Raw genomic sequence first — 16178 nt, 5'->3', positions numbered from 1 at the left:
TGCCTCGGCATGGCGCGCATAGCGCCTCTTATGCGCGCGTTTCAGCGCGCCTTCGAGGTCGACCTGTCCGGCTTCGAATTTGACAGCCACTTTGGACCGGAGGGCCTGTCGCTGACCCGGCTTGTCCTGACCGTTCTTCGCCTGCGCCGCCCCCAGTTGCCGCTGACGATCGCCACACTCGTCGATGCCGCGAGACAGAAGCGCTGGCCCAATGAAGCGACATCGATCGCCGTCTCGCCGGAAGGCCGCACGGCACCGCCGGAGATGTGAGCCTGACCGCCGCGTTCCAAATCCAAGTCTGCCCCTATTGCGGAACAAGGCTATCGACCCTGGTCAAACCGTCGACCCTCAGGGCGTTCCGCGCATTAGCGCAGGATCATGGGCGGACGATTTCTGATAGGATTGAATCACGTCGTGCCAGGCATTGCGCTACATCATCATGGAAGACTGAGGAGTCTTGCGACATCGCTGGACTGACAAAGCGACACCAAAGGCGGCGCGTGACCACAGTGCCAGAGCAAGCAAGCCCTGACGTCCAACAGGGGAGGCCAAATGAGCCAATCATCGCACGTGGCTGCTGATGCCGTGTCATCGCAGGCGAAGACCTTGATGACATTGCTCGCGAGCATCAACCGCGAAATGGCGAAGCTGGCACACGATCTTCGCCAGCGTCCATCAGTCGCTGAGGTCAGGCACGGCTGCGATCTCCGCGAGTACAAGGATGCGTTTCGTTATGAGGATCAACCCTTTTGCGCGTTCGAAGTCTATGTTGAAGCCGATCTTGTGGACGGCACTGCCCGCTGGTGGCTCCTCGATGTCAACTGCACCCCAACGGGATGGGAACTCAGTCGCTCCATCACCCATGATAGCGCCGCGGGACAAGACACCGAAATGCTGAAGATGCTTTCCTCACCTCACTTCACCAAATTTGCTGCGCGAGCGCCCGTTGCGCTGTTCGAGCTGCTAGAACTCGCGCGGTCGGGTATCCCCGGCTCTGAGCAGGCATAGCACGGACGGCCCGGATCGACGCAGCGGCCCGTCTGACGGTCACGAATGCTGGCATTTGGGAGCACGGAGGGGAGTCGCTAGCAAGTCAATTCCGGACGCCGCCATCGACCTGAGGAGCGGCCAAGCCCGCTTCCGGACCACGCCTACAGAGCACCCGCGCTCACGAGCGCGGTGCGGAGGTCGATCCGAGCAGCTTCCTCGCCTGTTCAGCGGCGCGATCCAATCTGATCCGGTCCTTGCCCTGGCCGATCTCATGGCGAAATTCCTTTAAGCTCTGAATTCTGACTTCTGTCAGAATCATCGGATCACGCCCGCGCGGCACATCGAAGCTCACGACAGAATGATCATCGACAAGGATGGTATAGACGTCTTCAGCCTGCTCGGGGATATGCCACAGCACATGATGGATTGATCCTCCCGGACAGAGGCGATCAATCAGTGTCAGGAGCTCCGCACGACGTGCATCTTCCGGCAGCAGCGCATTGAGTTCGTATCGATCTTTCAGGCGAGCCATCGACGTGGACTCCGTTGTGCGAACACTCTGCCGGCGCGGACGTCATATTCGAAGGTTCTCACAAAGCCAACAGGCGAGACCAGATGGAAGCTCGGTCGGCACTAGCTCGCCAGCTTGCCATGCCCCGAAGTCCGCAAAATCTGCCTGCGCCGAAAAGCCGAATTCTCGAACCGCATCAACCTGATTTGCCCTGTCCAGTCCCAAGCGCAAAAATTTTCTTCTTTCTTTTTTTCAGAATTGATGTTTATCTCTCTGCATCCCGTCCCACACGAGGGACAGTTCGCGACCGTCACGGACGTCGGGTGCGGGATGCGGTGGGCGCCTTGGGCTGCGGCGTGAGCGATCATGCTGGCGGACAGTTCCGAGGCGCACGGCCAAGCCGTGGGGTCCTGGCATCCCGACGCTGATGCCACGCAAGCTGCGACGCCGACGCGTCGCGCGGGCAACGGTGACCAGAAAGCCCGGCGCACCGGGGAGACCACGGAGCAACCGTAAGACCATCGCGCAGGGAAGGCCGGATGTCCGGCTCGTACCTGTGGTGACTGCCGCCTGCATTTTTTTCTGCAGGCGGGCCATGGGTGCAGCCTGCACCCGGCCTTCCCTGCGCCTCTCGTTAGCAGAGGCGTTCAACTGGCAAAGCTCGGACGCCAACAGGCGCCGCGAGAACGTTGGCGACTGTTCGCAAGCGCACGATCCAAATGAGCAGCGAGATGCAACCTCAGGCGTCGTTGCGAGCGAAGCGAAGCAATCCAGACCATCTCCGCAGCGACAGTCTGGATTGCTTCGTCGCTTCGCTCCTCGCAATGACGGCGGAGGCCGGAGCAAATGCCGCGGACTTCCGCAACACCGGATCGACAGGATCGGCCCCTCGCCCCCGATCTCGGAACCGACGCCCTCCCCCGACCAACTGCGATACCCCTCCCCCCTTTCGTGACCTCCGCTTTGGCGCTAAATGCACTGCACACGCCGCCTTCGAGGCGGCCATTCAGCATGCCCAATTCGCGCGCAACGTCGCCCTATTCGAGAGAAACGTCTCATCATGACCCGTATCGACGCCCATGGACTGAAGATCGCCCCCGTTCTGTTCGACTTCATCGCCAAGGAGGCCGCGCCGAAGACCGGGATCGATCCGGACGCGTTCTGGGCCGGCGTGGCCGCGATCCTGCGCGATCTCGGCCCTAAAAACCGCGAACTGCTCGCGGTCCGCGACGCCCTGCAGGACAAGATCGACGCCTGGCACCTCGCCAACAAGGGCAAGGCGTTCGACCTCGGCGCCTACACGGCGTTTTTGCAGGAGATCGGCTACCTGCTGCCCGAGCCGGCGACCCACAAGGTCGAGACCGCCAATATCGACGAGGAGATCGGCAAGATCTGCGGACCGCAGCTGGTGGTGCCGCTGACCAACGCCCGCTACGCGCTGAACGCGGCGAATGCGCGCTGGGGCTCGCTGTACGACGCGTTCTACGGCACCGACGCCATCCCGCATGACCCGAGCGAAGCGGGCAAGGGCTACAACAAGGCCCGCGGCGACAAGGTGATCGCCAAGGCCAAGGCCTTCCTCGATACGGCCGCGCCGCTCGCCACCGGCAGCCACACCGACGTCACCGCCTACAGCGTCATTGCCGGTCAGCTCTCGGCCAAGCTGAAGAGCGGCAACGCCACCGCGCTGAAGGACGCCGCGCAGTTCGCCGGCTATCAGGGCTCGGCGGAGACGCCGTCCGTGATCCTGCTCGCCAACAACGGCCTGCACGTCGAGGTCGTGATCGACCGCAGCCATGTCATCGGCAAGGACGATCCGGCGGGGGTCTCCGACATGATCCTGGAAGCCGCGGTCTCGACCATCCTCGACATGGAGGACTCGGTCGCCGCCGTCGACGCCGAGGACAAGGTGCTGGTCTACCGCAACACGCTCGGCCTGATGAACGGCACGCTGTCGGCCGATTTCGAGAAGGGTGGCAAGACGCTGACGCGCGCCCTGAACAGCGACCGCAGCTACACCACGCCGACCGGCGGCACGCTCACCCTGCACGGCCGCAGCCTGCTGCTGATCCGCAACTGCGGGCACCACATGTTCACCGACGCCGTGCTCGACTCCGAGGGCAAGGAGGTGCCGGAGGGCATTCTCGACGCCGCCGTCACCGGCCTGCTCGCGATGCATGACCTCAAGGGTCTCTCCAAGGTCAAGAACAGCCGCACCGGCTCGATCTACATCGTCAAGCCGAAGATGCACGGCCCGGACGAGGTCGCGCTGACGGTCGAGCTGTTCGCGCGCGTCGAGAAGATGCTCGGCCTGCCGGAGAACAGCATGAAGGTCGGCATCATGGACGAGGAGCGCCGGACCACGGTCAACCTCAAGGCCTGCATCCAGCAGGCGTCGAAGCGCATCGTCTTCATCAACACCGGCTTCCTCGACCGCACCGGCGACGAGATCCACACCTCGATGGAAGCGGGTCCGATGATCCGCAAGAACGAGATGAAGGCGCAGCCCTGGATCAAGGCCTATGAGGACTGGAACGTCGACATGGGCCTGATCGACGGTCTCCCCGGCCACGCCCAGATCGGCAAGGGCATGTGGGCCGCGCCGGACAAGATGGCGGACATGCTGGCGCAGAAGATCGGCCACCCGCAGGCCGGCGCCACCACCGCCTGGGTGCCGTCGCCGACCGCGGCGACCCTGCACGCCCTGCATTATCATCAGGTCAACGTGCACGCCCGCCAGGCCGAGCTCACCAAGGGTGGCCCGCGCGCCAAGCTCGGCGACATCCTCACCATCCCTGTGTCGAACTCGAACTGGGCGCCGGACGACGTCCGCCAGGAGATCGACAACAACTGCCAGGGCATTCTCGGCTACGTCGTGCGCTGGATCGACCAGGGCGTCGGCTGCTCCAAGGTGCCGGACATCCACGATGTCGGCCTGATGGAGGACCGCGCGACGTTGCGCATCTCCAGCCAGCATCTCGCGAACTGGCTGCACCACGGCGTGGTCAGCAAGGAGCAGGTGATGGACTCGCTGAAGCGCATGGCCGTCGTGGTCGACAAGCAGAATGCCGGCGATGCGCTCTATCAGCCGATGGCGCCGTCGTTCGACGGCGTGGCGTTCAAGGCGGCCTGCGACCTCGTGTTCGAAGGCCGCACCCAACCGAACGGCTACACCGAATACATCCTCACGGCGCGGCGCCGTGAGGCGAAGGCAAACGCCTGATGCGAAAAGCCCCGGCCATCCGCCGGGGCTTTTTTTGATCAGTCGGAGGTAACATGATGCCGTATCATATCACCGCGATGAAGCGGAGCAGCGAGATCACACCGAGCACGATGACGATGACCCGGCAGATCTGCTTGGCGCGGCCGTCGATCGGCAGCAGGTTGATCAAATAGAGAATGAGGATGACGACGAGAAAGGTGACGAGTGCACTGATCAGCATGACGAGCCCCTTGGCGAGAAAGATGCGCTGGCGTTGGTCAGCTAACCCGCTTGCGGGCTGGTAGTTCCGCACCCGGAACCGTGAGCCCTCTGGGCCGCCTCCGTAGTTCCACGGAGCCACCCCTCATCCAGATTTTTACCGGTTTGCGGTCAGATACGGTGAATCGGAGATCAACATGCTGAACCGCCTGACCATTTCCACGACGTTGAAGGCTATCATCCTTGTGACGGCATGCCTGTTTGTCGGCCTGTTCGCCTCGCGGGCCTATTTTTCGTGGCAGCAGCTCAAGCTCACTGCGCGCATCACCTCCATCGTCGATGCCTCCGAAAGCATGTTCAAGGCGATGGACAAGCTGCGGGCTGACCGCTCCACCTCGAACCGCATGGTGACCGTGGACGAGAAGGTCGAACCGGAGACTGAGCGGTACGTCCGCGGCCTGCGTGACGTTGCCATGCCGTCCATGGGCCGCGCGCTCGGCATCCTTCCGGGCATCGCGTTTGCCGACAAGGGGGCGCTGCTCTCGCAATTCCAGCAATTGCTGGCGACGCTGAGCGATCAGCAGAAGGAATTCTGGCTGGAGGTCGCCAAGCCGAAGGCGTCGCGCCGATTGGCGCTCGGCAAGGAATACATGCAGACCGAGGACAGGCTGCTGGAGACGCTGGAGAAGATCCAGGCCATTCTCGCCGCCGAGGTCAACCATGCGGACCCGACCATCGATCAGCTGCTGCAGATCAAGCAGATCGCATGGCTGCTGCGCAACACCGCCGGCGACGCCTCCTTCCTGGTTTCGAACGGGCTCGCCGCAGGCAAGATCACGCCCGAGGCGCGGCTGAACTATACCAAGGCGGTCGGCGGCGCCGAGGCCGCATGGAAGGCGCTCGAACTGGCGACCACCGGCGCAAAATGGCCGACCGCGATGACGGCGGCGCTGGAGGCCACGCGCAAGGCCTATTTCGACGCGGAATACACCGCGTTGAGGGATCGCCTCGTCAACGCGGTCGCGAGCGGCGAGACGCCGGAGATGGTCGCCAACAAATGGAGCCCGTTCACGGTCGGGCGCCTCAATGCCGCGGTTGCGGTCGCCGAGACCGCGCTTGAAACCGCAAGGACCTATATCGAGGAGCAGCATGCGGCCGCCATGCGGACCCTCGGCATCGAACTCTGCCTCCTCATCGCGGCGACCGGGATCGGCGGCGCCGCGCTGATGCTGGTGAGCCGCCGGGTGATCCAGCCGCTCAACAGAATGCGCGATGCCATGCTGGCGGTTGCGGGCGGCGACCTCAGCGTCGAGACGGGCTACATGCAGCGCCAGGACGAGATCGGTGCACTGGCGGGCGCGCTCGAGACGTTCAAGCAGCAGGCCAAGGACAAGCTCGCGATCGAAGCCCAGGAGCGCCAACGCAACGAAACGACGGTTGCGCGCCAGCGGGCGATCGAAAGCTATGTGAGCGAGTTCGAGGGGCTGGTGCGCGATTCGCTCGAGCAGCTTGGCCGCGCCTCCACCGACATGCAGGCGACGTCCGCCGGCCTGACCAACGTATCGCGGCAGACCAACGCCCGCGCCGAGGAGGCCTCGAAGGCCTCCAGCGATGCCTCGATGAGCGTGCAGACGGTGGCCTCCGCCGCGGAGGAATTGAACGCCTCGATCGCCGACATCAGCAAGCAGGCGTCGCATGCGGCCGGGATCGCCAGCCGCGCGGTGGAGCAGGCCCGCATGACCGACGGCACCGTGCAGGGGCTGGCGCAGTCGGCAAACCGGATCGGCGAGGTGGTCGGGCTGATCAACAGCATCGCCTCGCAGACCAATCTGCTGGCGCTGAACGCCACCATCGAGGCGGCGCGCGCCGGCGAGGCCGGCAAGGGTTTCGCCGTCGTCGCCTCCGAGGTGAAGACGCTGGCGAGCCAGACCGCAAAGGCGACCGACGATATCTCCGAGCAGATCGCCGACATCCAGCGTGTCGCCAATGACGCGATCGACGCGATCAAGCGCATCGGCGGCATCATCGGCGAGGTCAACGAGGTGGCGACCGCGATCGCCGCGGCGGTGCAGGAGCAAGGGGCGGCGACGCAGGAAATCTCGCGCAGCACCCAGTTCGCGGCCGACGGCACCAAGCACGTCTCCGACAACATCACCGGCGTGAAGTCGGACGCCGATGCGGCTGCGGCGGCCGCCGACAACGTGCGCAATGCCTCAGAGACGCTGGAGAGCCAGAGCAGGAACCTCGGTCATCAGGTCACGGACTTCCTCGGCAAGATCCGCGCGGCCTGACGGCCTCGCGGGATCAGTCGGACGCCATCACCGGCGCGCGCTCGTACTTCGCGCGCAGTGCCGCGGGCGCCGGCGAGAAGTTCAGCTCGGCACGCTTGCCGCTGCCGGTCCGGTTGGCGACCTTGAGGCCGTCGTCGCTCGCGACGACGTCCCCCTTGCGCAGGGTCGGATCGTTGTCGATCGACACCTTGGCAAGGCCGAATTGGTCCTTGCCGTTGCAGGTGCAGCCGTCGACGATCTCGGTGCGATACTTGAAGGCGTTGGGCAGCGCCGAATATGGCTTGCCGCCATCCGTCTCGGCGGCGTCGATCGAGCTGCCGTAGACCACCTCAGTCTTGGACGCCGGGCAGAAGCTGTTGCAAGCAGCTTCCTTGCTCTGGTCGCCGGTGGCTCCGAGCGGGAAGTAGCGGCCGTCGCAGGTGCGGACGCACCAGGCGACGCTGCTGCTGCCGCCGCGATAGCTGACATCGCCCCGCGGGGCCGGCCGTGGCGCCGGAGGCGCCTCGTCGGCGAACGGCATCCGGATATAGGGCGCCTGGCGTTGCGGCGCGTTGAAGCCGCCGAACAGCGCGGAGAAGAAATCCTGCGCCCCCGCCGAGGTCGGCGCCGCCAACGCACCCGCGGTTGCCATGGTTGCCACTGCGATCGCGGCGAGTGCACGTCGACCTTTCATCGTCCCACTCCCAGATCAGTTGATGGCCGAGACCGGCAGCGACATCGCCTGACGCCCCGACGGCAGCGAGGTCACGCGCGGCGCCCGGTCGAAATTCGCGCGCGCCTGCAGCGATGCGGCCTTGGGCAGCACGACGACCTTCGTCCCCACCTGCACGCGGCTGAACAGGTCGCTCACGTCCTCATTGGTCAGGCGGATGCAGCCCGAGGACACGAACTTGCCGATCGTGGTCGGATCGTTGGTGCCGTGGATGCGATACTCGCTGGAGCCGAGATACATGGCCCGCGCGCCGAGCGGATTGCCGGGACCGCCAGCCATGAAACGCGGCAGATAGGGCTGGCGCGCGATCATCTGCGCCGGCGGATGCCAGTCCGGCCATTCCGCCTTGCGGGTCACCGTCTGCACACCCGACCAGGTGAAGCCCTCGCGCCCGACGCCAACGCCATAGCGCAGCGCGCGACCGCCGCCGAGCACGTAGTACAGGTAGGTATTGGCGGTATCGATGATGATCGTCCCCGGCGCTTCCCGCGTATCCAGATTGACGATCGTGCGACGCAGCCGGTCCGGAAGCTGGCTGTCCTCGTCCTGCTCCACGGCGGGTGCAGTCGCCTGGTCGGGCGGGAAGGCCTGCTGCTGCTCGACCGGCGCATAGCCGAGGCTCTGCGCGTGAGACGCGGCGGGACCCGCGACGAGAAGAACCGCGACGCCGACGATCAGCGAAGCGGTCCGCCGCGAAAGGTTGCGATGGCCGGAAACGAGCTGTGTCATGGAGTGCCCCTGTCAGACGAGCATCGCGGTGCGATGCGTGATTGCCTTCCAAACGCCGAACGGCTCGCCGCAGTTCCGGCTCCGCTGTGGTCGCCCTGCGTCAGTCAAGCGTAGAGGCTGTCACGTTCTCGCGACGGAACCCGGCGCCGTCTCGCCAGTTAGGGGAAAGAAGAACGTCATCACGCGAACTGTGCACGAACGACCCGATCGGGGGGGACCTATGGTGCGAGTACTTCCCACCGAGCGGCTGCTCGCGAGCGGGAGCGAAGGCGCGGCGCTGGATGAAAGCCGCCACGAGCTTCCTCCTGTGATCAGGCGGGCCGAAGTCGTCGCCATCGCGCTCGTGATTCTTACCGCGATCTGTGTCACCGGCGTTCTCTACGTCGCCCGCGGGTTCTTTCTGCCGATCGTGATGGCGTTCGTGGTCGGCACCATGCTGTCGCCGGCCGCCAACTTTCTCGAACGCCACCACGTGCCGCGCGGCGTCGGCGCCGTGCTGATCGTGATCGCCGTTGCCGCGGGACTGGCCTTCATCATCGGCCTGATCTCGGCGCCGGTCCTCGACTGGACCAATCGCCTTCCCGAGCTCGCCACGACGCTCAAGGCCAAGCTGCACGTCTTCGATCGGCCGCTGGCGCTGTGGCACGAAATGCAGGCGGCGATCGGCGGTGGAAGCGGGCAGGCCTCGACCAGCCTGGAGCTGCCCAAGTTCGATTGGGTTCAGCCGACGATCGAATTCCTGTCGCCGACCTTCACGGAATTCCTGCTGTTCTTCGCCACGCTGGTGCTGTTCATCGCGAGCTGGCGGGACCTGCGGCGCACCTTGATCATGACCTTCGGTGATCATGAGGCCCGGCTTCGGACGCTGCGCATCCTGAACGAGCTCGAACTGCACCTCGGCAACTATCTGCTGACGGTCACGCTCATCAACACCGGGGTCGGCATCGCCGCAGGCCTCGCCTGCGCCATCGCCGGCATGCCAAACCCCGCCGGGCTCGGCGCGCTCGCAGCGACGCTGAACTTCATCCCCATCATCGGCCCGATCGCAATGTTTGCGGTGCTCGTCCTGGTCGGCGCGGTCGCATTCCCGACCCTGAGCGCCGGCATGGTCGCGCCCGCCATCTTCGCCGTGATCACCTTCATGGAAGGCCATTTCGTCACGCCGACCATCATCGGCAGGCGGCTCGCGCTCAACGCACTCGCGGTGTTCATTGCGCTGGCATTCTGGACCTGGCTGTGGGGCCCGATGGGAGCCTTCCTCGCCTCGCCGCTGCTGATCGTCGCCCTCATCGTCAAGGAGCATCTGCTGCCGGACGATACGCCGCAACTGCCGGCGGACTAATTCGGTTTCCAGCGTCGGAACTTCGGCTGAGACCCCGCGTTTGTCGAGCAGACGCAATCACCTTGCTCCGGGAGCTTGCCATGCCACCGACTGACGGTGAGACCGCCCTGAAAGATCTCGTCGACAAAGCGAACTACGAACGCCTGCAGAAGGATGTCCACGCCGTGAAAAACGATATCGCAGCTCTCACCGAACAGATCACCGACGCGCTGAATGCTTTCGCCGGGCAGGCGAGCAAGCAGGCCCGCAGCGGCTATCGACAGGCGCGCGAGAACGTGGACCAGACGTTCGACGACATGTCCGAGCGCGGCACGGCCATGTTTGGTGCGGCCCAGGAGGCCGCGAACTCGCTGGAGGAGCGCCTCGAGGACGTGATCTCGCAGCGTCCGCTCGCCACCGTGGGTCTCGCGCTCGGACTTGGATTTCTCATCGGCGCCGCCTGGAGACGCTGAGGATTTGGCCCCTGAAATCCAGAGGCTTGTCTCGTTTCGGCGCCGCGTCTTCGGCGCCGATTTGAGTCTGTTGCGCAGATGAATGAGATCGGGAGGGAATGACATGCTGCAGCGCCTGATTGCGGACTTCCAGGAATCGACCGGGCATGCCGTTAGGCTCACGTCGCTCGCAATCGCTGCAGCGGTCGGACTGTTCGTAACCACGAGCTTTCTGTGCGCCGCCGCTTTCGTCGCCGTCCTGGATCGATACGGGCTCGTGGCCGCGTGCCTCACCGGTGCCGCCATCTTCTTCGTGGTGACGTTGATCGCCGCGATCAGCTACATGGCGCGCAAGCGCGCGATCGAGAGCCGTGCCGCGCGAAGCGCGGAAACGGCGCGGTCGGCAGTCCAATCGGCTTTTGCAGACCCGATGCTGCTGGCCAGCGGCTTGCAGGTCGTCCGCATGATCGGCATCAAGCGGCTGATTCCCATTCTGGCCGTCGGCGGTCTGGCGCTCGGATTCATGGTCAGCCGCCCAGCGGCGGAGGAGCAAACGCCCGCAGAGTGAGGATCCAAGGCGTTGATCGAGTGCTTAGGCGGCGGATCGGGTGCAAGCTGCTATCAACTAAGTCACACACCGTCCCGGTTGCAGGCGCTTGGCGATCTCCGTCAGCACCGACACCGACGGCTCGCACGCCACCGGATGCTTGACGCCCTGCCGCTCGTTGCCGGTGGTGATGAGCTGCGATCCCTGCGGCGACGGCAACGAGCCCGCGCTCACAGCGGCGGGGTTGACGGGAAGCCGCACCAGGAAGGACGTCTCCGCGAAGGCTGCCAGCTTGATCGACACAGTTTGTGACGGCGCCACAGTACCGCTTTGTTGCGCGCGGTCAGACTTGGCGGCCCGGTTCACGTCGTTCGCGGTCGCGACGATCGTCTCGCGGGCGGAGTTCTGGAGCGGCAGGTTGGCGCCAAGATCATGGCCGGAGGCCAGTTGCATTGCACCCACGAGCATTGCGGAAGCCGCAAGCGAACCCAAAACGATAACCTTCCTGGTCTGCGACATGTCTCTGCTCCCCTCGCCGCAAGGCGATCGGCATACCAACGTAAGTCGCAGGAACTGGGTTCTCGGTCGGGCAAATCACTTAACCGTGTGTAAACTGCGGCGACATTCTTCAAATTCGTGGCGTCAAAAAATTCGATCTCACGCGGAACGACTTTTTGGGTCGCGCGTCATCTTGGCAGCCGGTTATTCCCCCTGCCCCATTGACCGGCGACGCGGGGCACCGCCGTGGTGATGCCGGCGGTGCCCCGCATTCTTTTCTGATCCATCTGCTCGATCGGATCCCAGCCCGACATTCCCGGCGCTTTATCCGCTTTCCCCTGAGGTATATGTGGCAGTGGCGCGGCCACGTTCATCGTCCGCGCATGGGGGCGGAGATGCTGAGCTCGTTGGATGGCGTGCGGAAGGGGCTTGGGCTGGCGCTGGCTCTCCTGTGCCTGTTTCCCGCGATGGGAGCGGCTGAGAGCGCCAAGGATACCTGGATCAAGAATCTCGTCGCACAATTGAAGATTCAGCGCCGTTATCCACTGCGGGCTTCGGATGAGGGCGGGACGGCCAAGGTCCTGTTCCACATCGACCGCGAGGGTCATCTCATCTCGGCGGTGCTGGCGGAAACGACCGGCGATCCCGCGCTTGACCAGGAGGCGCTCGCCATGGTCCGGCGCGCCCAGCCATTCGCCCCACCTCCGCCGGAGCTGGCGGATGGGGATCTGACGTTTCTCGTGCCGATCGTTTTCGCGCCCCGGCGGACGTCGCAAATCTTGCAGACGGACATCGATCCGAGTGACGCGGTCCTGAAGGCACGACTCGGCGGGGTGTGCCGCGGCTGCTGATCTCGCAATTCGATGCTGCAAAAGAAGCCGGCGCGCTCCACGAGGAACGCGCCGGAACAGGATCGTGCACGCGTGGCCTGATCAGGCTGCCGGCTTCGGCATCCGGTTGCGCGAATTGCGCTGGAAGAACAGCGCCTGGCTCGCCACCGCCGACACCATGGCCGGCTGGAACGGCTTGGAGATCAGGAACGCCGGCTCGGGCCGCTCACCGGTGAGGAAGCGCTCCGGATAGGCGGTGATGAAGACCACCGGTACCTCGAAGGTGCGCAGCAGCTCGTTGACAGCGTCCAGGCCGGACGAACCATCGGCGAGCTGAATATCAGCCAGGATCAGACCGGGCTTCTTGTTCTTTGCGAGAGCCACCGCATCGGCATGAGTGCGGGCCACGCCGATGACGTTGTGGCCGAGATTCTTGACGAGGCTCTCGAGGTCCATCGCGATAAAGGTCTCGTCCTCGATGATCAGCACATCGGTAGCGATTTCGGCGGCGAGCTCCCGTCCGGCAGCATCCGCCAGCCGGCGGGTTTCAGCGACGTCGATGTCGAGGATGAAGGCCACTTCCTCCTCGGGAAAACCCTCGAGCGAGAGCAGCAGGAAGGCCTGGCGTGGTAAGGGGGTGATATTCGAGAGCCGCCGTTCCGGCGGCATCGGCAGGGTCGCCACTTCTGCGTCGTCGTTGAGCGCCACCGAATTCCAGATCTGCGTGAACAGGCGGAACAGGGCCGCCCGCGGTCCATAGCGCTCGTCCAGCAGCGCCGGATCCTGAATCAGGGCCTCGAGCATCGCTCCGACATAGGCGTCTCCGGAACCCTGGCTGCCGGTGAGGGCCCTCGCATACCGGCGCAACAGCGGCAAATGTTCAGCAACAAGCTGTGATCGGCTCATCCCCACTCCATTCGGTCATCTGGGCTTCCGCCCGGGTTCCATAATGCGCTGATTACGCCTGAAGCGACGAAAAGTTCCCCAAACGCGTGGAACTTTTATCGCCCCGTCGCATTAGTTCCCGACAGACCCTCTCGGTGGCGAGAATAATTCTTGAAGCTTCAGGGACTTAACTCTCGGGGAAACGTGGAAAAGGTCATGAAAGATGTAAAGTCTCAAGCCAGCAAGAATGCGGCACCGCGCAAGCCCGGCGGACTGAACGCGGAAATTCAATCCAGAATCGGTCATCAACTCCGCGCGATGTACGACGACGTCGTCCGTCAGGGAGTGCCGGACCGCTTCGCGGATCTGGTGCGGAAGCTTGATGCGCCGGCAGCACAGTCCCACGTGGAGAACGGCGGGGGATCCAACGACCAAACCGACGGGAGGGAGTGAATGCCTCTCACTGATTCCTTGCGGGACGATATCCTCGCGGCCGTCCCCAGCCTTCGCGCATTTGCGATTTCCTTGAGTGGTAACAGCGATCGTGCCGACGACCTCGTGCAGGAAACTCTGCTCCGGGCGCTGGCCAACATCGACTCGTTTCAACCGGGATCGAATCTGCCTGCCTGGCTGTTCACGATCCTGCGCAACCTGTTCCGATCCGACTACCGCAAACGTCGGCGCGAAGTGGAAGATGCCGAAGGCAACTACGCCAAGACGCTCAAGACACATCCCTCGCAGGGCGCGCATCTCGAGTTCGAGGAGTTCCGCGCGGCGCTCGAGAAGCTGCCTCAGGACCAGCGCGAGGCACTGATCCTGGTCGGTGCATCGGGCTTTTCCTACGAGGATGCGGCAGCGATCTGCGGCTGCGCGGTGGGCACCATCAAGAGCCGCGTGAACCGCGCGCGCTCGAAGCTGGCAGCGCTGCTCTACGTCGAAGGCGCCGAGGATTTCGGCCCGGACGAGACCGTGCGGGCGGTGATCGGCGGCAGCGGCGGCTGATAAGCCAAGCCGTCGCAAACGAACCAGCAAAGAGGCGGCTCCTCAGCGAGCCGCCTCTTCTTGTTGTTGATCTCTTGTGCCCGGGATCGTACGCCCCGGCAGCCTGTTCGCCGACCAGCGCTGCGGCTATCGCGCCGGATGCAGTGGTGCGGAGAACTGCTCGGTCCGATCGCGCTCGGTCATGTCGATGACCGTCTCCATCGGCGCGCTCAGCTCATAGACATAGCTCGCCTCGGTGAAGAAGCGCTTTGACGTGCCGCCGAGCGCCTCCGGCGCAACGCGATCGAGCAGGATCAGTCCGAAATCGCTGTCCGGCCGCCGCGTTGCTTCACTGGTGTTCAATTCCTCCCAACGGAAGTGGAAGACGGCATTCGGCTCCTCGCCAGTCACCTCCCATTTGGCGGTGATGTGCGGGTGCTTTCCCACCAGCGAGAGGCCTTCGTCCGAGTGCGAGGCGAGTTCAAAGAACAGCAGCGACAGGCTCTGCGCGGCACGCGCGCTCACGGTGATGTCGGGTCCGTTGACCGCAATCCTGTCGGCATGCGGGATGGCGCGAGCTTCGAACAGTCCGCGCAATTGCACGCCCTGCCATTGACTCTCGCTGAGCAGCGTGACGACGTTCGACATCGCATGGATCCGCCCGATCAGCAGCTCGCGCGCGACATCGATGTCGCTGCCATGACGCAGCGTGCGCGTCACAATGGACTGGATCACCGCCAGGATGTTCTTGACCCGGTGGTTCAGCTCGTCGATGACCGCCGTCAGTCGGCGCTCGAAGCCGATCCGCACCTGGATTTCGCGACTCAGGCGCAGATTATTGTAGGCGACGTAGCCGAACAGGCCGCAGATGATACCGGTCAGCGCCATCCCGATGACGCCGACGATCGCCGCGGTCTGTTGCGCACGCCGGACCGCATTGCTCTTGGCGTAATAGACCAGCGACCAGTCGTGATTGCCGAAGGCGACGGTGCGGGTCGACGACGGAGCAGGATCGTCCGGCCCCCGGGTCCGGCTCGTCACCGCGCCCTGATCATTGGCAACCAGCTCGTCCGAGGCGTTGCGCGGATCCTTCAACGCCACCGAGAACAACGACAGATCGTCATTGGTGAGCAGCAGCGGCCCGATCTCGTAGGAAAACGTCACGAAGCCCGCCGGCGCAGTGGCACCTTGCGGGACGACCGGGGCTGCCAGCACGATCCCGATCGGACCGTCGCTCCGCACCAGCGGGGTGGGGTCGGAAGCGACCGGCTTGCCCTCGGCCATGGCGCGCGCAAGCATCGGTCCGACGATCGGCTGCCGGTCGAGTGCGATGCCGGGAAGCCTGGAGGTCTCGGCATTGCGTGGCTCGAGATCCATCAGAACGTCCAACGGACGATCGACGTTCGGCCCCAGCGGCGTGTCGTCGAAATTGCGAATGGTTGGATTCGGGAAGCCAGCCTGGCGCAGCTCGGTTTGCGCGATGGAGAGCTCATCCGGCCGCAGCCGCGCGATCCACGATGCCACCACGAAGTCGGTCTTGAACGCGTAGATCGACGATCGCAGCGGCTCCAGCATATTGGCCTTGATCACCGAGGGAGCGCGGAACAGCCCGGAGGCCACCCGGGCCAGCAGCTCACGTTCGGTCAGCCGGTCCTGGACGAGGCTGGCATGGACGTCGATGGCACGGGCGAGCGCAATGCGATCGAGCGCCAGCTCCTGGTCGTGTACGCGATAGGCGGCCAAGCCGGACAGCGCCGTCCCGACCAGCGCGATCAAACCGATGATGACACCCAGCCGGAGCACTCGTTTACTCTGAAGTAAAGGGTTGGCGAAGGAGGAGACGAGTCATCCAATAACCGGGCCTGCAACTCAAGGACGCACCTCGGGGCGATCGGAAGTGATCGGAGCGATCCGTGGATAGCGATCCCAGGATACCGGTGGATCGGCGCCGAGACGCCTTGGGCAAGGCGCACCCCGGGTCGAGGAAACACCCGAGGGCTCAAGTTGTTC

The 16178-nt window shown here is 64.4% G+C and carries 17 protein-coding genes; 10 read left to right on the top strand and 7 right to left on the bottom strand.

Annotated features, from left to right (window positions below; genetic code table 11):
• Positions 1 to 9 precede the first annotated feature (9 nt).
• Positions 10 to 270, top strand: a complete 261-nt coding sequence (locus ACQR1X_RS06350; protein WP_434898521.1) for a hypothetical protein — start codon at positions 10 to 12, stop codon at positions 268 to 270.
• A gap of 282 nt (positions 271 to 552) precedes the next feature.
• Positions 553 to 1008 carry a hypothetical protein gene (locus tag ACQR1X_RS06345; protein WP_434898520.1) on the top strand — a complete coding sequence of 152 codons (456 nt, stop codon included), beginning with the start codon at positions 553 to 555 and terminating at the stop codon, positions 1006 to 1008.
• Between the two features lie 160 nt (positions 1009 to 1168).
• Here ACQR1X_RS06345 and ACQR1X_RS06340 read toward each other — a convergent pair whose 3' ends face one another.
• Positions 1169 to 1522: a hypothetical protein gene (locus ACQR1X_RS06340; protein ID WP_316216472.1), complete on the bottom strand. Its 354-nt coding sequence runs from the start codon at positions 1520 to 1522 to the stop codon at positions 1169 to 1171.
• Positions 1523 to 2561: 1039 nt separating this feature from the next.
• On the opposite strand from ACQR1X_RS06340, the gene ACQR1X_RS06335 reads away from it, so the two are divergent.
• Entirely contained in the window at positions 2562 to 4724 is a 2163-nt protein-coding gene (locus tag ACQR1X_RS06335) for a malate synthase G (protein ID WP_434898519.1), read from the top strand.
• A 64-nt stretch (positions 4725 to 4788) separates the two neighbouring features.
• Here ACQR1X_RS06335 and ACQR1X_RS06330 read toward each other — a convergent pair whose 3' ends face one another.
• Positions 4789 to 4944, bottom strand: coding sequence for a Thivi_2564 family membrane protein (locus tag ACQR1X_RS06330; RefSeq protein WP_315804721.1), 156 nt, complete (start codon positions 4942 to 4944; stop codon positions 4789 to 4791).
• Positions 4945 to 5119: 175 nt separating this feature from the next.
• On the opposite strand from ACQR1X_RS06330, the gene ACQR1X_RS06325 reads away from it, so the two are divergent.
• Positions 5120 to 7213 carry a methyl-accepting chemotaxis protein gene (locus tag ACQR1X_RS06325; protein ID WP_434898518.1) on the top strand — a complete coding sequence of 698 codons (2094 nt, stop codon included), beginning with the start codon at positions 5120 to 5122 and terminating at the stop codon, positions 7211 to 7213.
• A gap of 13 nt (positions 7214 to 7226) precedes the next feature.
• Here the strand turns inward: ACQR1X_RS06325 and ACQR1X_RS06320 are convergent, their stop codons facing one another.
• Together ACQR1X_RS06320 and ACQR1X_RS06315 are read right to left on the bottom strand one after the other, a co-directional pair.
• Positions 7227 to 7886, bottom strand: coding sequence for a DUF2865 domain-containing protein (locus ACQR1X_RS06320; protein WP_316177259.1), 660 nt, complete (start codon positions 7884 to 7886; stop codon positions 7227 to 7229).
• A 15-nt stretch (positions 7887 to 7901) separates the two neighbouring features.
• On the bottom strand, positions 7902 to 8654 hold the full coding sequence (locus ACQR1X_RS06315; RefSeq protein ID WP_316216469.1) for a L,D-transpeptidase: 753 nt from the start codon (positions 8652 to 8654) through the stop codon (positions 7902 to 7904).
• A gap of 223 nt (positions 8655 to 8877) precedes the next feature.
• On the opposite strand from ACQR1X_RS06315, the gene ACQR1X_RS06310 reads away from it, so the two are divergent.
• The 3 genes from ACQR1X_RS06310 (at position 8878) to ACQR1X_RS06300 (ending at position 10995) form a co-directional block, all read left to right on the top strand.
• The gene (locus ACQR1X_RS06310) at positions 8878 to 9996 is read left to right on the top strand and encodes an AI-2E family transporter (RefSeq protein WP_315804717.1); all 1119 of its coding nucleotides are present in this window, start codon (positions 8878 to 8880) and stop codon (positions 9994 to 9996) included.
• A gap of 80 nt (positions 9997 to 10076) precedes the next feature.
• A complete protein-coding gene (locus ACQR1X_RS06305) occupies positions 10077 to 10448 on the top strand; it encodes a DUF883 family protein (protein WP_316238171.1) in 372 nt (123 codons plus the stop codon).
• A gap of 103 nt (positions 10449 to 10551) precedes the next feature.
• Positions 10552 to 10995, top strand: a complete 444-nt coding sequence (locus ACQR1X_RS06300) for a hypothetical protein (RefSeq protein ID WP_434898517.1) — start codon at positions 10552 to 10554, stop codon at positions 10993 to 10995.
• A 57-nt stretch (positions 10996 to 11052) separates the two neighbouring features.
• Here ACQR1X_RS06300 and ACQR1X_RS06295 read toward each other — a convergent pair whose 3' ends face one another.
• Positions 11053 to 11493: a hypothetical protein gene (locus ACQR1X_RS06295; protein WP_316238172.1), complete on the bottom strand. Its 441-nt coding sequence runs from the start codon at positions 11491 to 11493 to the stop codon at positions 11053 to 11055.
• A 200-nt stretch (positions 11494 to 11693) separates the two neighbouring features.
• On the opposite strand from ACQR1X_RS06295, the gene ACQR1X_RS06290 reads away from it, so the two are divergent.
• Positions 11694 to 12323, top strand: a complete 630-nt coding sequence (locus tag ACQR1X_RS06290; protein ID WP_434898516.1) for an energy transducer TonB family protein — start codon at positions 11694 to 11696, stop codon at positions 12321 to 12323.
• A gap of 81 nt (positions 12324 to 12404) precedes the next feature.
• Here ACQR1X_RS06290 and ACQR1X_RS06285 read toward each other — a convergent pair whose 3' ends face one another.
• Entirely contained in the window at positions 12405 to 13208 is an 804-nt protein-coding gene (locus tag ACQR1X_RS06285; RefSeq protein ID WP_315713838.1) for a response regulator, read from the bottom strand.
• 195 nt (positions 13209 to 13403) lie between these two features.
• Between ACQR1X_RS06285 and ACQR1X_RS06280 the strand changes: the two genes are divergently transcribed.
• Complete coding sequence (locus tag ACQR1X_RS06280) at positions 13404 to 13640, top strand: NepR family anti-sigma factor (RefSeq protein WP_315713837.1); 237 nt, start codon at positions 13404 to 13406, stop codon at positions 13638 to 13640.
• Entirely contained in the window at positions 13641 to 14189 is a 549-nt protein-coding gene (locus tag ACQR1X_RS06275; protein WP_006612137.1) for a sigma-70 family RNA polymerase sigma factor, read from the top strand.
• A 126-nt stretch (positions 14190 to 14315) separates the two neighbouring features.
• Here ACQR1X_RS06275 and ACQR1X_RS06270 read toward each other — a convergent pair whose 3' ends face one another.
• Entirely contained in the window at positions 14316 to 15971 is a 1656-nt protein-coding gene (locus ACQR1X_RS06270; protein ID WP_315804712.1) for a CHASE domain-containing protein, read from the bottom strand.
• Positions 15972 to 16178 lie beyond the last annotated feature (207 nt).

Origin of the sequence: Bradyrhizobium sp. HKCCYLRH3073 (assembly GCF_051167995.1) — a bacterium.
GTDB lineage: Bacteria > Pseudomonadota > Alphaproteobacteria > Rhizobiales > Xanthobacteraceae > Bradyrhizobium.
The sequence above is the reverse complement of the archived record's forward strand: the minus strand, read 5'-3'. Positions and strand labels throughout refer to the sequence as shown.

Excerpts from the sequence above, each read along its gene's own strand:
- ACQR1X_RS06340 (WP_316216472.1), bottom strand. The coding sequence starts at position 1,522 with ATGGCTCGCCTGAAAGATCGATACGAACTCAATGCGCTGCTGCCGGAA.
- ACQR1X_RS06275 (WP_006612137.1), top strand. The coding sequence starts at position 13,641 with ATGCCTCTCACTGATTCCTTGCGGGACGATATCCTCGCGGCCGTCCCC.
- ACQR1X_RS06335 (WP_434898519.1), top strand. The coding sequence starts at position 2,562 with ATGACCCGTATCGACGCCCATGGACTGAAGATCGCCCCCGTTCTGTTC.
- ACQR1X_RS06300 (WP_434898517.1), top strand. The coding sequence starts at position 10,552 with ATGCTGCAGCGCCTGATTGCGGACTTCCAGGAATCGACCGGGCATGCC.
- ACQR1X_RS06305 (WP_316238171.1), top strand. The coding sequence starts at position 10,077 with ATGCCACCGACTGACGGTGAGACCGCCCTGAAAGATCTCGTCGACAAA.
- ACQR1X_RS06280 (WP_315713837.1), top strand. The coding sequence starts at position 13,404 with ATGAAAGATGTAAAGTCTCAAGCCAGCAAGAATGCGGCACCGCGCAAG.
- ACQR1X_RS06315 (WP_316216469.1), bottom strand. The coding sequence starts at position 8,654 with ATGACACAGCTCGTTTCCGGCCATCGCAACCTTTCGCGGCGGACCGCT.
- ACQR1X_RS06295 (WP_316238172.1), bottom strand. The coding sequence starts at position 11,493 with ATGTCGCAGACCAGGAAGGTTATCGTTTTGGGTTCGCTTGCGGCTTCC.
- ACQR1X_RS06285 (WP_315713838.1), bottom strand. The coding sequence starts at position 13,208 with ATGAGCCGATCACAGCTTGTTGCTGAACATTTGCCGCTGTTGCGCCGG.
- ACQR1X_RS06325 (WP_434898518.1), top strand. The coding sequence starts at position 5,120 with ATGCTGAACCGCCTGACCATTTCCACGACGTTGAAGGCTATCATCCTT.
- ACQR1X_RS06330 (WP_315804721.1), bottom strand. The coding sequence starts at position 4,944 with ATGCTGATCAGTGCACTCGTCACCTTTCTCGTCGTCATCCTCATTCTC.
- ACQR1X_RS06350 (WP_434898521.1), top strand. The coding sequence starts at position 10 with ATGGCGCGCATAGCGCCTCTTATGCGCGCGTTTCAGCGCGCCTTCGAG.
- ACQR1X_RS06345 (WP_434898520.1), top strand. The coding sequence starts at position 553 with ATGAGCCAATCATCGCACGTGGCTGCTGATGCCGTGTCATCGCAGGCG.
- ACQR1X_RS06320 (WP_316177259.1), bottom strand. The coding sequence starts at position 7,886 with ATGAAAGGTCGACGTGCACTCGCCGCGATCGCAGTGGCAACCATGGCA.